Source organism: Paeniglutamicibacter sp. NPDC012692 (assembly GCF_042901625.1).
Taxonomy (GTDB): Bacteria; Actinomycetota; Actinomycetes; order Actinomycetales; family Micrococcaceae; genus Paeniglutamicibacter.
Map to the genome: position 1 here is coordinate 381677 of NZ_JBIBDE010000002.1, position 13574 is coordinate 395250.

General features: G+C 65.8%; 10 protein-coding genes. 7 read left to right on the top strand and 3 right to left on the bottom strand.

Going from position 1 to position 13574, the window contains the following annotated elements:
* Both ACFY5D_RS09925 and ACFY5D_RS09930 read left to right on the top strand, forming a co-directional pair.
* Positions 1-1722: an amylo-alpha-1,6-glucosidase gene (locus ACFY5D_RS09925; RefSeq protein WP_387528569.1), complete on the top strand. Its 1722-nt coding sequence runs from the start codon at positions 1-3 to the stop codon at positions 1720-1722.
* Positions 1723-1862: 140 nt separating this feature from the next.
* On the top strand, positions 1863-3911 hold the full coding sequence (locus ACFY5D_RS09930) for a beta-galactosidase (protein ID WP_387528571.1): 2049 nt from the start codon (positions 1863-1865) through the stop codon (positions 3909-3911).
* A gap of 87 nt (positions 3912-3998) precedes the next feature.
* Here ACFY5D_RS09930 and ACFY5D_RS09935 read toward each other — a convergent pair whose 3' ends face one another.
* The gene (locus ACFY5D_RS09935; RefSeq protein WP_387528574.1) at positions 3999-5645 is read right to left on the bottom strand and encodes an amidohydrolase; all 1647 of its coding nucleotides are present in this window, start codon (positions 5643-5645) and stop codon (positions 3999-4001) included.
* A 98-nt stretch (positions 5646-5743) separates the two neighbouring features.
* Positions 5744-7066 (bottom strand): MFS transporter, encoded by a 1323-nt coding sequence (locus ACFY5D_RS09940; protein WP_387528576.1) that lies wholly within the window; start codon positions 7064-7066, stop codon positions 5744-5746.
* A 133-nt stretch (positions 7067-7199) separates the two neighbouring features.
* On the opposite strand from ACFY5D_RS09940, the gene ACFY5D_RS09945 reads away from it, so the two are divergent.
* The 3 genes from ACFY5D_RS09945 to ACFY5D_RS09955 all read left to right on the top strand — a co-directional run bounded on the left by ACFY5D_RS09945 (position 7200) and on the right by ACFY5D_RS09955 (position 10367).
* Entirely contained in the window at positions 7200-8111 is a 912-nt protein-coding gene (locus ACFY5D_RS09945) for a LysR family transcriptional regulator (RefSeq protein ID WP_387528579.1), read from the top strand.
* 177 nt (positions 8112-8288) lie between these two features.
* A complete protein-coding gene (locus ACFY5D_RS09950) occupies positions 8289-8765 on the top strand; it encodes a hypothetical protein (protein ID WP_387528582.1) in 477 nt (158 codons plus the stop codon).
* A gap of 3 nt (positions 8766-8768) precedes the next feature.
* Entirely contained in the window at positions 8769-10367 is a 1599-nt protein-coding gene (locus ACFY5D_RS09955; protein ID WP_387528585.1) for an SPFH domain-containing protein, read from the top strand.
* Between the two features lie 75 nt (positions 10368-10442).
* On the opposite strand, the gene ACFY5D_RS09960 is transcribed toward ACFY5D_RS09955, so the two are convergent.
* Positions 10443-11243, bottom strand: a complete 801-nt coding sequence (locus ACFY5D_RS09960) for an alpha/beta fold hydrolase (protein WP_387528587.1) — start codon at positions 11241-11243, stop codon at positions 10443-10445.
* 68 nt (positions 11244-11311) lie between these two features.
* Here ACFY5D_RS09960 and ACFY5D_RS09965 point away from each other — a divergent pair, with 68 nt between their 5' ends.
* Positions 11312-11872, top strand: coding sequence for a TetR/AcrR family transcriptional regulator (locus ACFY5D_RS09965; protein WP_387528590.1), 561 nt, complete (start codon positions 11312-11314; stop codon positions 11870-11872).
* Positions 11873-11997: 125 nt separating this feature from the next.
* The gene (locus tag ACFY5D_RS09970) at positions 11998-13512 is read left to right on the top strand and encodes an APC family permease (RefSeq protein ID WP_387528592.1); all 1515 of its coding nucleotides are present in this window, start codon (positions 11998-12000) and stop codon (positions 13510-13512) included.
* Positions 13513-13574: the final 62 nt, after the last annotated feature.

Below are 13574 nucleotides of genomic sequence, written 5' to 3' on the forward strand. Positions count from 1 at the left end.
ATGCCTTTCCCGACCGAAACCACCAGCGCCCGCGAGAACCTCGAGGCCGCCGGCGGACACCTGGACCTGGTCCAGGCGCCGTTCACGCTGCCGCGCTCGCGGTTGATCATCTTCGCGCAGGGCGATGGCCTGCGGGTGTGCACCTCCGAGTACGAGAAGCGGCTGGCCGAGTGCGTGGTCTTCGAGAGCCTCCGGGTGCACGGCGCGGAGGGCTGCCCGCTGCCCGTCACCCGGGTGCTGCCCCACGTGATCGAGTTCGGGAACGGCGCTCTCACGCTGACCTTCGCCGGGCCCTCGGCCCTGAGCATCGGCCTGGGTCCCGGGCACGCGGGTCCGGCGACGATCCACTGGCAGACCCCCGACGGCCTGGCGCACTCGATGTCGGCCGGGCAGTCCCCCGCCGGTTCGGTGCACCTTGCCATCGCTCCCGATCGCAGCGCCACGGCAACCCATGCGGACCGGCACGCCGCCCACGTGGCGGCGACCGAGGCGATCTGGCTGGACTGGTTCGCCAAGTGCCCGCCGGTCCGCGAGGACCTGCGGGACATGGCGGCCTTCTGCTGGTGGGTGCTGGGCGCCAACATCGTCGAGATGCCGGCGCTGGGATCCGCCCGCGCGGTGGTTCCCTCCAAGATCGGCTACGTCGGGCTCTGGCAGTGGGACGCGTACTTCATTGCCGTGGGGTTGCGCCACGGCGACCCGGAACTGGCCCGCGAACAGCTGTCCCTGGCCTTCGGTTTCCCGCGCGACGACGGCCAGCTGCCCGACGTGGTGCACGAGCTCGGCATCCTGGCGACCAGCGACGACCTGCCGGCCTCCGACCGCGAGACCCTGCGGCGCGCCGGCTCCGCGATCGCCGATCAGTCGGCCCCGGTGCCGCTGACCAAGCCGCCGCTGGCGGCCTGGGCGCTGCGCAAGGTCCTGGAGGTCCAGCCCGCGGCCGAATTCGGCGGCGAGGACTGGGTCGATGCGCAGCTGGAAACCCTGCGCCGCTCGCAGGACTGGTGGTTCGCGGCCTCGGACCTGGACGACGACGGCATGCCCGAGTACGGCCACCCGTACTCCTCGGGCTTGGATGACAGCCCAATCTTCGACGGGCCGCTGCCCACCACCGCGCCGGACCTCGGCGCCTACCTGGTGCTGCAGGACCTGGAGCTGGCCGGATTCGCCGAGCGCCGGGGCGGCGAGGGCTCGCAGGAACTGGCGCGGCATCACCGCGCCCGCGCCGCCCGCACCCGGGAGCTGCTCCTGGGCATGTGGGACGAATCGACCGGCTTCTTCCACGCGCGCGCCGCCGGGGAACCGGTGTCCAGCCACGGGGTGGTCGGACTGATGCCGCTGCTCACCGGCTCGCTGCCGGAATCCGTCAAGGCCCGGATGCTCGGCGATCTGGACAACCCGGCACGGTTCGGCACCGAATGGTCGATCCCGACCGTATCGGCCGACGACCCCGATTTCTCCACCGAGCGCATGTGGCGCGGACCCGTATGGATCAACACCAACTCGTTGGTCATAGAGGGGCTGCGCAACTCGGGCGAGCCCGAGCGTGCCCGTGCCCTGGCCGAGCAGACGGTGAAGCTTGTCATCCACGGCGGCGGCCCGCACGAGTACTTCAACCCGTCCACCGGGCAGAAGGCCAAGACGGCGACCACCGCGTTCGGCTGGTCCGCCGCGCTGTTCATCGACCTGGCCGTGCAGCTCTCCAACAACGAAAACTGGTAACCCCGGACCACGGGGACACAGACCACGCAGCCGGCCCCCGCATGCGGGGGCCGGCACGCCCATGGAGCGCGAAGCTCCCACAAACCAAACAGCACCGGCAAAACACCCGGCGGCAGGTGCCGCCACAGAAAGGAACGGACATGACCGAATCCAGGTCCATCCGGCTTGATGCCCTTGCCTACGGCGGGGACTACAACCCCGACCAGTGGTCCGAGGAGACCTGGGTCGAGGACGCCCGGCTCATGGTCGAGGCCGGCGTGAACATTGTCAGCCTTCCGGTCTTCTCCTGGCCGCAGCTCGAACCGACCCCCGGCGTGTACGACTGGGGCTGGCTTGACCGCGTCATCGAGGTGCTCTGGGGCGCCGGCATCAAGATCGACCTTGCCACCGCCACCGCCACCCCGCCGTCCTGGCTGATCCGCCAACACCCGGAAATGCTCCCGCACAACGTCGACGGCCAACAGCTTGAATTCGGCTCCCGCCAGGCCTACTGCCCCAGCTCCCCGGTCTGGAAGGAAAACGTCGCCCGGATGACCCGCGCGATGGCCGAACGCTACGGCAACCACCCGGCGCTGGCCCTGTGGCACATTTCCAACGAGTACGGCGACCACGTCTCGCGTTGCTGGTGCCCAGCCTCCGCCGTGCACTTCCGGACCTGGCTGCAGGACCGCTACACCACCCTCGAGGGCCTGAACGAGGCCTGGGGCGTGGGCGTGTGGGGCCAGCGCTACACCGACTGGGACCACATCGAGCCGCCGCGCACCGCCACCGGGCCCATCAACCCGACCCAGCTGCTGGACTTCGAGCGCTTCTCCTCCGACGCGCTGCTGGAGCTCTTCCAGGTGGAAATCGACGTGCTGCGCGAGGTCACCCCGGACATCGCCGTCACCACCAACTTCATGTCGCTGCTGCGCGACCTGAACTACTGGGACTTCGCCGCGGTGGAGGACCTTGTCACCGACGACGCCTACCCGGACCCGGCCGACCCGCTGGCCCACGTCGGCGCCGCGCTGAACTACGGACTGATGCGCTCGCTGAAGGGCGGTGCCCCGTGGCTGCTGCTCGAGCAGTCGGCCAGCGCGGTGAGCTGGCGCGAGGTCAACGTGCCCAAGGCCCCGGGCCAGATGCGCATCGACTCGATGCAGGCCATCGCCCACGGCTCCGACGGAGCCATGTTCTTCCAATGGCGCCAGGCCAAGTTCGGCCAGGAGAAGTTCCACTCCGCGATGCTCGGGCACCGCGGCGAGGAATCGCGCAGCTTCAAGGAAACCAAGGCGCTGGGTGCCGAGCTCAAGAAGCTGGAACCCGTCCGCGGAACGCGTGTGCGCGCCTCGGTGGGCCTGGTCGTCGACTGGGATTCATGGTGGGGTTCCTCCGCCACCGAGTCCCTCCCGTCCCAGCGGCTGAACTACGCGGTGCAGGCCCGCGCCTGGAACGCGGCGTTCTTCCGCCTGGGACACCCGGTGGACACCGTGCGCGCCACCGACTCCTTCGAGGGCTACGACGTCGTCGTGGTCCCGAACCTCTACATCGCGTCCAACGAGCAGGCCGCGGCACTCACCGCGTTCGTGGAGCGCGGCGGCCAGCTGGTCGTCGGCCCGTTCAGCGGCGTCGTCGACGAGACGGAAAAGGTCCACACCGGCGGCGCCCCGGGCCCGCTGCGCGAACTGCTGGGCATCGAGGTCGACGAGCACTGGCCGATTCCCGACGGCCTCCACGAAAAGCTCGAGGTCGCCGGAGAGTCGTTCTCCGTGTCCATCTGGAGCGAATGGCTCGAGCTCATCGCCGGCACCGAGGCGCTGGGTTCCCACACCACCGGTGAGCTGGCGGGCCGCGCGGCGGTGACCCGTCGCGCGGGTTCGGGCACGGGTGCCGCCTGGTACCTGGGCGTAGTGCCGGAGGCGGCGGGCCTGGACGCACTCTTCCGCCGCGTCCTTGACGCCGCCGGGCTTCCCGCGCGCGAAGTTCCCGACACCGTGCTGGAGGCGGTGACCCGCAGCGACGAGGACACCGACTACACCTTCGTGCTCAACCACGGCACCGAGCCGCTTGCGGTCACAGCACCGCAGGATTCGGTTGACCTGTTGGGCGCTCCCAGTGTGGACGGCGTCTTGGTGTTGCCGCGCTACGGCGTTGCGGTGCTGGCCTCGGCGCGGACCGGCGCGGTGCCGTTCATCGGGCGCGCCTGACCATACACAAACACATGATGCCGGGAGGGCGCAGGGCGGAAACGTCCAGCGCCCTCCTGCACTTTGCATTGGTTCGCGGTGACGGTCCTAGCTGGCGTTGCCCGTCGCGTCGTACACGGTGCGCCCGCCAATGACAGTGGCAGCGACGGAGACCTCGCGGATCTTGCTCGGGTCTACCTTGAACAGATCGTCGGAGAGAACCACGAAGTCAGCCAGCTGGCCCACGCGCAGCGTGCCCTTGTCCTTTTCCTGGCCCACCGCGTACGCCGACCCGTGAGTGTAGGCGCGCACCGCCTCGCCCACGCTCAGTCGCTCGGCCGGACCCAGCACCCTGCCCGTTGCCGTGGTGCGGTTGACCATGTCGTGGATTGACACCAGCGGGTTGCCGTCGGAGACGGGCGAATCGGTGGCGCCGGGCAGCACCAGACCGGCAGCAAGGAGCGACTTCATCCGGTAGATCAGCGGAGCCAGCGCGGGGTCGACGGCGTCCATCATGCTGTCGCCGAAGTCGGAGATGAATACGCCCTGCGGAACCGGGATCAGGCCCAGACCCGCCGCACGTGCGATCTGCGCATCGGTGCTCAGCGCAAAGTGCTCGATGCGGTGCCGGACCCCTGGCCGCGGGTGGAGCCGCTGGGCCTCGGCGAACCCGTCCATGGCGTGGTCGATGGCCGCATCCCCGATGGCATGCGCGGCAACGGACCATCCGGCCCGGTGGGCGCCGATGATCATCGAGTGCAGTTCCTCCGGGTCGTGCTGCATCATCCCGTGGTTGTCCGGTTCGCCATGGTAGCAGTGATGCATGGCCGCGGAGCGCCCGATGAATGAACCGTCGGAGACGATCTTCACCGGCCCGACGCGCAGCCTGTCGTCCCCCAGACCGGTGCGGATGCCGAGGTCAAGCCCGAACCATCCGTGGTCCTTGAAACCCTCCAGCTCGTGCAGCGTGCTGCAGTAGGGCATCAACGTCACCCGGGTGTTGACCACTTCTTCTTCCACAGCACGCTGGTAGGAGTGGAAGTCCACCGGGGTGTTTCCCAGCATCTTGTAGTCCCCGATGCCCGGCTCGGTCACCGAGGTCAGCCCGTACACGACGGCCTGCTTGTTTGCCAGGTCCAGGTTGCGTTGCACCTCATCCAGCTTCATGGGGCGCACCAGATCGTAGATCAGCTGCATGGCGCGCTCCTGCAGCAGCCCGGTGGCGGATCCCGCCTCGTCGCGCTGCACGTGGCCGCCGTCGAAATCGGGTACGCCACGTCCCCCGGCGTGCCCGGCCAGCTCGAAGGCCCGCATGGACGCCACGCCCATGTGCCCGGAGACGTGCTCCAGATAGACCGGGCGCCCACCGGCCGCCCGGTGCAGGTCGGCGCCGTCGGGATGCGCCCCCAGGAAGTTCTGGTCGTAGCCGGATCCGCGGACCCAGACGTCCTCGGGCAGGGTGGCGGCGAGCTCGGCGACGGCCGCATAGAGTTCGGCAAGGTTCTTGACCTTGGTGGGCCGCAGGTCAAGGGCGGCAAGCCGGGCACCCGTCAGCGACAGGTGGTAGTGCGCATCGTGGAAACCTGGAAGCACCGGGGCGCCGCCCAGATCGACGACGCGGTCGGCGTCGATTCCCTCGAGCTCCTCGTCGAACCCCACGATTCGCCCGTGCAGCACACCAATGCGTGTGGCAACGGGCCGGGTCGAATCCAGAGTTCGGATGCGGGCGTTGGTATAGATGGCGTCAATGCGCACGATTGGCACTCCTAGGGTTCGGCGGGATTCACGTACTGCGGTGCCGGTGCGCGTTCGGGCGCGCCCCGGCACCGGGTTATGAGGGAAGGCTGCGTTCGTTACTGGCCGACGGCCACGGGCTGGGCAGCGGCCTTCGAAGAGCGTCGGGCGGCGGCCTTGGAAAGGCCCGCCACGCCCATAATGGTGGCGACAAGCATGGCGGCATAGAACGCCGCTACACCCCAGGGACTGCCATTGGAATTGTTCAGGATCCACTGCGCCACCAACGGTGTCGCACCGCCGATGAGCGAGGAACACAGCTGGTAGGCCAGCGATACACCCGTGTAGCGGATGTTTGCCGGGAAGGCGGCCGCCAGAGCATTGGCCAGAAGCGCGTAATATGCGGTTCCGCCGATCGCGCTGATGTACAGCGTGATTGCAATGTTCACAGGGTTCGCCGAAGCAATCGCCAGGAAGAACGGGACCACCATGACCACAGTAAGAAGAAGGCCCAGGATCATCACCTTGGTGGCGCCGATCTTCTCGGCGATCAGTGCGGCGATGGGCTGCCAAATGAATTGCAGCACCGCCATGCCCAGCAACACGTTCAGCATCGTCTGGCGTTCGAGGCCCAGGGAGCCCGTGGTCCACGAAAGAAGGAAGGTGTTGGTGAAGTATGCCAGCGAGATTCCCATGATGGACGCGACGATGCCCAGAACAACGATGCTCGGGGCCACCCGGAACACCTCGGCGATAGGCGCCTTGACCACGGCGTTCGCTGCCTTGGCGGCCTCGAAGTCGGCAGATTCCTCAACCTTGATCCGGATGATCAGGCCCACGATGACCAAGGCCGCGGAGAGGAGGAACGGGATTCGCCACCCCCAGGACAGGAAGTCCTCGTCGGGCAGCAGGCCGACCAGCATGAACATGGACGTCGCCAGGATGGACCCGGCCGGGGACCCCTGTTGCACCCAGGCACCGGCGAGGCCCTTCTTCTTCTCGGTGGCGTTTTCGGTGGCCATCAACACCGCACCTCCCCATTCGCCGCCCACGGCAATGCCCTGCAACGCGCGAAGGACAATGAGCAGTGCTGGAGCCAGGGCGCCGATCTGGGCATACCCGGGCAACAGACCGATCATCGTGGTTGCGGCACCCATCATCAACAACGTGATGACCAGGACATTCTTGCGGCCGAGTTTGTCGCCGAAGTGGCCGAAGATCATGCCGCCGATGGGACGGGCCAAGAATCCGACCCAGAATGTGGCAAACGAGGCCATCAAGGCAGCACCGGGCGCGACACCCGGATAAAAGACGTGCCCAAATACAAGAGCTGCAGCGGTTCCGAAGATATAGAAGTCGTACCACTCGATGGCGGTGCCGACGAAAGCGCCTGCCATCGATCGGCGTTGGCGCCCGGCGGCGTCTGTGATGGTTTGGGACATTGGAGGTGTTCCTTTGGCTGCGAGTCGTCGATGACCAGATGTGATCGACGCGATACATTTTCTACCACCCACTATTACGACCACGGACATAATCGTCCAATGCCAAAATCGCAGGAGGCTATAACCTGTTGTAATGATGAATCAGCTGGATCTGATGTACTTTCTGGCGGTTGCCCGCTCAAACTCGGTCAGCGGAGCGGCAGCCGAGCTGTATGTTTCCCAGCCGGCGGTCTCGCGCAGGATTGCGGCCCTCGAACGCAGCTTGGGCCTTCGGTTGTTTCGGCGCACACACTCGGGCATGGTGCCGACCGCCGCCGGCGAACGGCTTCGAACGCTGGCGCAAGACCTGCACAACCGCCTCGAGCGGGCAAGCGATGTCATGGGAGCGCTCGGCGAAGGACAGCACCTCTTCACGGTCGCCTGCCCCGAAACCACCGGAAACTTTTTTGTCGCACCCTTCATCGCCACCGGCGCGCCGATCTCCGATATCTTGCCCGCACGGCCCGCCGATGTCTACGGGCTTCTGGATACGGGAGCCGATATGGCAGTGAATACCCTGGCACCTCCGGCGCAGCTACGATCCCAACATCTGCTGTCCAGCCCGATCCTCGTGCACTTTCCCGGCAACGCGCCATTCCCGGTGGCCAATGGACTGGCCGAACTCAGGGAAGTTGCCCGCTTCGCCATGCAAATGCCCGGCTACGGGAGCGCCGTGGAACGCAACGTCCGCACAGCAGCCGGTCGATCCTCCATCGATCTGTCCCTTGCCACACCGGCCAGCAACGGCATACTCGCCCAAGCCCAGGCCGCCGCCGGCCGCGGAACCTCGATCGCCATCGAACCTGCGGCGTTCGGTCTCAACGAGGCCCTCCTCGTCCACGACGGAGATCCGCTGGCTGTCGACATCCATGCAGCTTGGGAGCCTGACCATTATGCGGCACCGGAACTCGGGGCACTGGCCGAAGAGTTGGCTGCGTGGATGCAACGCACCAAACCGCAGACCTACTCCAACACCCACCATCATAGGTTTTTCTCGGCCGAATAGATGCCCTCGTTTGACCGCATCCATGCGACCGGGCGATACGCTGGCACTAACTCAAAAACATTGACCAATGCCTTCGATTCCACCCGACATGGGCAAATCAATATGTCACCACATGCCGCTCATAACGCTTTTCCAAGTAGGGTGAAGAGTTAATCCCTTCGACGGAAAGAACGCCCCATGCTCGCATTCGCAGTGATCGGAGGCATTGGCCTCCTGCTCCTGATCTTGTCCATGACCTTGGGAGAGATTTTCGATCTCTTCGACGGAATCATCTCCACTGCTGCCGTCGGTGCGGCGGCCACGCTCTTCGGCGCCGCGGGTGCGATTGTGTTGCTCAACGACGGTCCACTGTTGCTGGCCTACATCGCGGGCTTCCTCCTGGGAGCCATCGGCATCTTCGGCGTAGCTCTGCTTGCCCGGAAGATGGCCAGCATTTCCGACGCACAGCCTCACGAAGTCATCGGACTTCTGGGCGTCGCCACCACAGACATCAACAACACCATCGGGAAGGTTCAACTGAACCACCCCGATGAAATCAACCAGCGCCTCGCCTTTTCAACCAGCCCGATCGAGAAGGGCACACCGATTGCCGTCGTGGCTGTTGTTGGAGACCGCATCAGGGTCGCATCCACCTCTGAACTGAACGGAGCTTAACCCATGGACTTTGCCGTAAACGGAACTGTCATTGCCATCGTGGCAATCCTCGCCGTCCTCATAGCCCTCATCTGGTACGCCACCACCCGATTGGTCACGGTGGCACCCAACCAGGCCGTCATTCGCGCCGGCAAGGGAGCGAAGGGGCAGGTGCAAATATTCACCAAGGGCATCGTGCTTTTCCTGCCTGTCATTCACCAGAAATATGTGATGTCCCTCGAGCAGCGCCAGGTGGAGCTTGCCGTGGAAGGTGTGGACAAGAACTTCATCACCACCTCGGTGACAGCCAGCCTGAACTTCAAGTTCGACGATTCGGTCGAGGGGATGAGCAAGGCAGTCCAGCGGTTCCTCACCCACTCGAAGGAAGACCTGAACGCCTCGGTGACCAAGTCGGCCGAGGGCGTGCTTCGCGGCATTGTTTCAGCCATGTCGGTCGAGGACGCGAACAACAACCGCAAGGAATTCCAGGACCAGTCCCTGGAATCGGCGGTCACCCAGTTCGCCGAGCAGGGCATCCAGATCGACGCGTTCAACATCTCCTCGGTTAGCACTCCTTCGCGCACCGTGATCGGCCCAGACAACATGCCGACCGTCATCGACTACCTGGAGGAAGTCGGCAAGCCGGGCCTGGAGCGCGCCAAGCGCGAAGCCCGCGTCGCCACATCCAAGGCCTTCCAGGAATCGGAAGCGGCCCGCATTGAACAGGAAGGGGCCACCGCGGCCCTGGCGCGAGACCTCGCGATCAAGAAATCCGAGTTCAAGGCCGAGGAGGACCGTGCAGCGGCCATCGCCAGCTCGGCCCATGAGCTGGCCAAGGCCGAGCAGGACGTGCTGGTTGCAGAGCTCGAGCGCAAGGCGCTGGCCGAAAAGGCCCTGGTGGAGCAGGAACGCCTCGACATCGAGGTCCACAAGCCGGCCGATGCGCAGGCCTACAAGCTCCGCACCGAGGCCCAGGCCAAGCGGGACGCCGACGTCTTCAACGCCACTGCTCGCTCCGAGTCCAAGGCCATCGAGGCCGACGGTGCCAAGCGCGCCTCCATTGCCGACGCAGAGGCCCGCGCTGCCGCGCAGACCGTCGAGGCAGAAGCCTCGAAGAACGCCGAGGTGTTCAAGGCACAGGGCCAGGCCACCGCCGTGGAGCTCAAGGCGAAGGCCGAGGCGACGGCCGTTGAATACAACGCCAAGGCCGAGGCCGACGCGGTGCGCCTGCGCGGCGAGGCCGAGGGTGCATCCATTGCAGCCATCGGTGCGGCAACCGCTGCGGCCGAGGACGCGAAGGCCACCGCGCTGACCGGCCACACCCAGGCCAGCCTGGCGTTCCTGGCGATCAGTGCCCTTCCGGAAATCGTCAAGGCCAGCTCGGATGCCGTCTCCGGCATCGACAACTACACGGTCATCAGCTCCGACGGCGCCTCGGATGCCGTCAAGCAGGCGAACCGGATTGTCACCGAAGGCCTGGCCATGCTCAAGGCCGGCTCCGGCGTGGACCTCGGTGACATGCTCACCGGCCTGCTCGGGGGCGAGAAGCCCGCAACTGCGGTTTCCACTCCGGTTGATGTGATCGACCCGTCGGTCGAGACCCCGGCCTTCGAACAGAACTAAGTTGCCACACAGGCCGCCCGGCCGGAATTTCCGGCCGGGCGTCCTGCTTGGGTGGGCACCCCTAGCCTGCTGGGGCTATTCCAGGGCTGCCAGGAATGCCGCAACATCCTCGGCGATGCGCCCGGGTTGTTCCCAGAGGACCAGGTGGCCGGTGTCCCCGTAGACCACGAGCCGCGAGCCGGGGATTCCGGCCACAAGACCGTCCTGCTGAGCCCGGGACAAGACACTGTCCTTTCCGCCCCACAGGATGAGCGTTGGGCAGGCTACGATTCCGGCATCCGTCGGAGGTTTCGCGCCACATAGCCCGTTGAGGGTCCTGATCCACACGTGGGCGGGTATGTTTGCGCCGTCCCGGACGCGGTCATCGATGTACTCCTGCGGAACCGGGGTGAAGCAGGGAAACCAGGGCAGGGACCGGCGAACCCATTCGGGATCCACCGGATCAACCAGGGCTTCAACCTCGTCGGCGAAGCCCGGCCGGACTAGGAGGCTGCGCGGCGAACCGACGAGCACCAGCCCCGCCACCCGATCCGGTGCGGTGACCGCCGCCTGCTGGGCGACGTAGCCTCCGCTCGAAGAACCCAGCAGGATCGCCGATTCGAGTCCTATGGCGTCCATGAACCCGACGACGTCGGCGGCCATCCCGTCCAGCGAGTATCCGCGCGGTGGCTTGCCGGAGTCTCCGTGGCCCCGCAGGTCGATGGACATCGCACGCATCGTCGGGGGCAGCAACGGCATGAGCCGACCAAAGGACCGTCGCGATTCTCCCCAGGCGTGAAGCAAAAGTACGGGATTCCCGGCTTCCTGGCCCACCGCCGAATAGGCGAGCCTGGTGCCATCGGGAAGCTCGGCCCACAGCTCCTGTTGCGGTTTCATGTGGCAACCCTAACGCCCACGGTCGCAAGATGCCCGCGGGGGTTGCGGGCGCTGAGTAGGATTGTCGCATGCTGACCCAAGAAGGAAAACGGGAGAAAATTCTCACCGCCTACCTGAACCTGCTCGTACTCCAAGGGATCCGTGCCGCCACTCTGGAGGCGGTCAGCTCTGCCTGCCAGCTTTCCAAGGCCGGGGTCTTGCACCACTTTTCCTCGATGGGTGCCCTGCGGCAGGCAATCTTTGTCGAACTCGAAGCACAGGCCTCGGCGGACGCCAACAAGATGCTGGCGGACCTGGCGAACGCCGCCAATTACTATCTGGTGTCATCCCTGAGTCGCGACAGCCTGCTTGAACGCCTCATCGAGGCCGTGCACAGGTTGGCGCAAACAGGCGACGAGTCGGCACTCGAGCTGCTGCGCATCTGCCGCAGGGGCTGGTACGAGGCACTATTGCTGGCCTTGGGCGACGCCGCGCTCGCCAAGCTGGTGCTCTTTGCCGGCGACGGAATCAACCACAATGTACTGCTCAGCGTGGATGAAAACAGCGAAACCTTCCTTGATGCCTCGACGGCCACCGACATGTTGGATCTGGTGGAAAGACTCCGGGAAACGGCCGGACCCCGGGCCTGATCCTGTAATAAAACACGCCCTCGGCGACAGTGGTCCGCATCACTTTGCTCACCTACCAACCAGATGGTAGGTTTTAGCCCACGGCCGCACTATGCGGTGGATCACACAACCGCGGAGGGGCCCGAATGCAAACCACAGCGCAGAGACCAGCAGGCCATGACACAACCGCGACCGCGGGCAAGGGGCTTGCCACGGGCAAGCTCGGCATCGCAGGGTCCACGATCATCGGGCTGGCCTCCACCGCGCCGCTCTTCTCGATCGCAGCAACCCTGGGCTACGTGGTGCTTGCCGTCGGCACCCAGGCCCCCATCGCCTTCATCATCGCCTTTGTGCCGATGATGTTCACCGCCTTCGCCTACCGCGAGCTCAACAGCGCCCTGCCCGACTGCGGCACGGTCTTCACCTGGGCGGCCAAGGCCTTCGGCCCGCGCACCGGCTGGTTCTCCGGTTGGGCGCTGGCCGTGGCCGGCATCTTTGTCATGGCGAACCTCGCCGAGATCACCGCCATCTACATCCTCCACCTGGTCGGCGACGGGTCGCTCGTCGAAAACCGGGTCGTGGTTGTCGGGCTCGGCGCGCTGACCATCGCGGCAATGACCTACGTGTCGATGCGCGGCGTGGAACTCGGCGAAAAGGTGCAGACGGTGCTGCTGGTCATCCAGTACGCGGCCATGGCCGCCTTTGTCATCGGCTGCCTCATCGGATACTTCACCGGCAACGCCCCGAACGCCACCCCGGTTTCCCTCGACTGGTTCAACCCGATGCTGGCCGACCAGTCCGGCATGGTCCAGGCCGTCATGCTCGCCCTGTTCATCTACTGGGGCTGGGACACCTGCCTGGCACTGACCGAGGAAACCAAGGACCCCCAGAAGACCCCCGGGCGCGCGGCGCTGCTGTCCACCATCCTGCTGCTTGTCACCTACGTCGGCATCACCCTCGCGGTGATGATGTACGCGGGAATCGGCGAAGAAGGCACCGGCCTGGCCAACCCGGAAAACGCCGACGACGTCTTCTACGGATTGGCGTCCCAGGCCATGGGCCCGCTGGGCTGGTTCCTCATCATCGCCGTGGCCGTCTCCGCGCTGTCCTCCTCGCAGACCACCATCCTGCCCACCGCCCGCGGCACCTTCGCCATGGGCATCTACAAGGCCCTGCCGGCACGTTTCGCCAAGGTCAGCGAAAAGTCGCAGACCCCGACGTTCTCCACGCTGCTGATGGGCATCATCTCCATCGCCTACTTCGTGGGCATGAGCATGGTCAGCAACAACCTGATGCAGGATTCGATCCTCTCGATCGGCCTCGCCATCGCGCTGTTCTACGGCGTCGCCTCCTTCGCCTGCATCTGGTACTTCCGCACTTCCCTGTTCACCTCCGCGCGCAACTTCTTCTACCGCTTCTTTTTCCCGCTGCTCGGCGGGGTCTTCATGGCCTGGGCGTTCGTCCAGTCGGCCATCGACATGGCGGACCCGGACTACGGGTACGCGACCATCGGCGGGATCGGTTCCACGTTCGTGATCGGCATCGGGTCGCTGGCGCTGGGCCTTGTCGCGATGTTCGCCTGGTCCCTCTTCCCCGAGTCCAAGCCGTTCTTCCGCAGGGAAACCATCAACAAGGATTCCAAGATCCTGGCCCCCGAGTAACCACTCGCCCCAGCGAGTAGGCCCCGCAAGCACTCCCCCGATCCGGCGAGGCCGCCGGATGA

What these genes read in the sequence shown, in the direction of transcription:
- ACFY5D_RS09925 (WP_387528569.1), top strand. Translation starts at nt 1, where the DNA reads ATGCCTTTCCCGACCGAAACCACCAGCGCCCGCGAGAACCTCGAGGCC.
- ACFY5D_RS09930 (WP_387528571.1), top strand. Translation starts at nt 1,863, where the DNA reads ATGACCGAATCCAGGTCCATCCGGCTTGATGCCCTTGCCTACGGCGGG.
- ACFY5D_RS09940 (WP_387528576.1), bottom strand. Translation starts at nt 7,066, where the DNA reads ATGTCCCAAACCATCACAGACGCCGCCGGGCGCCAACGCCGATCGATG.
- ACFY5D_RS09945 (WP_387528579.1), top strand. Translation starts at nt 7,200, where the DNA reads ATGATGAATCAGCTGGATCTGATGTACTTTCTGGCGGTTGCCCGCTCA.
- ACFY5D_RS09950 (WP_387528582.1), top strand. Translation starts at nt 8,289, where the DNA reads ATGCTCGCATTCGCAGTGATCGGAGGCATTGGCCTCCTGCTCCTGATC.
- ACFY5D_RS09955 (WP_387528585.1), top strand. Translation starts at nt 8,769, where the DNA reads ATGGACTTTGCCGTAAACGGAACTGTCATTGCCATCGTGGCAATCCTC.
- ACFY5D_RS09960 (WP_387528587.1), bottom strand. Translation starts at nt 11,243, where the DNA reads ATGAAACCGCAACAGGAGCTGTGGGCCGAGCTTCCCGATGGCACCAGG.
- ACFY5D_RS09965 (WP_387528590.1), top strand. Translation starts at nt 11,312, where the DNA reads ATGCTGACCCAAGAAGGAAAACGGGAGAAAATTCTCACCGCCTACCTG.
- ACFY5D_RS09970 (WP_387528592.1), top strand. Translation starts at nt 11,998, where the DNA reads ATGCAAACCACAGCGCAGAGACCAGCAGGCCATGACACAACCGCGACC.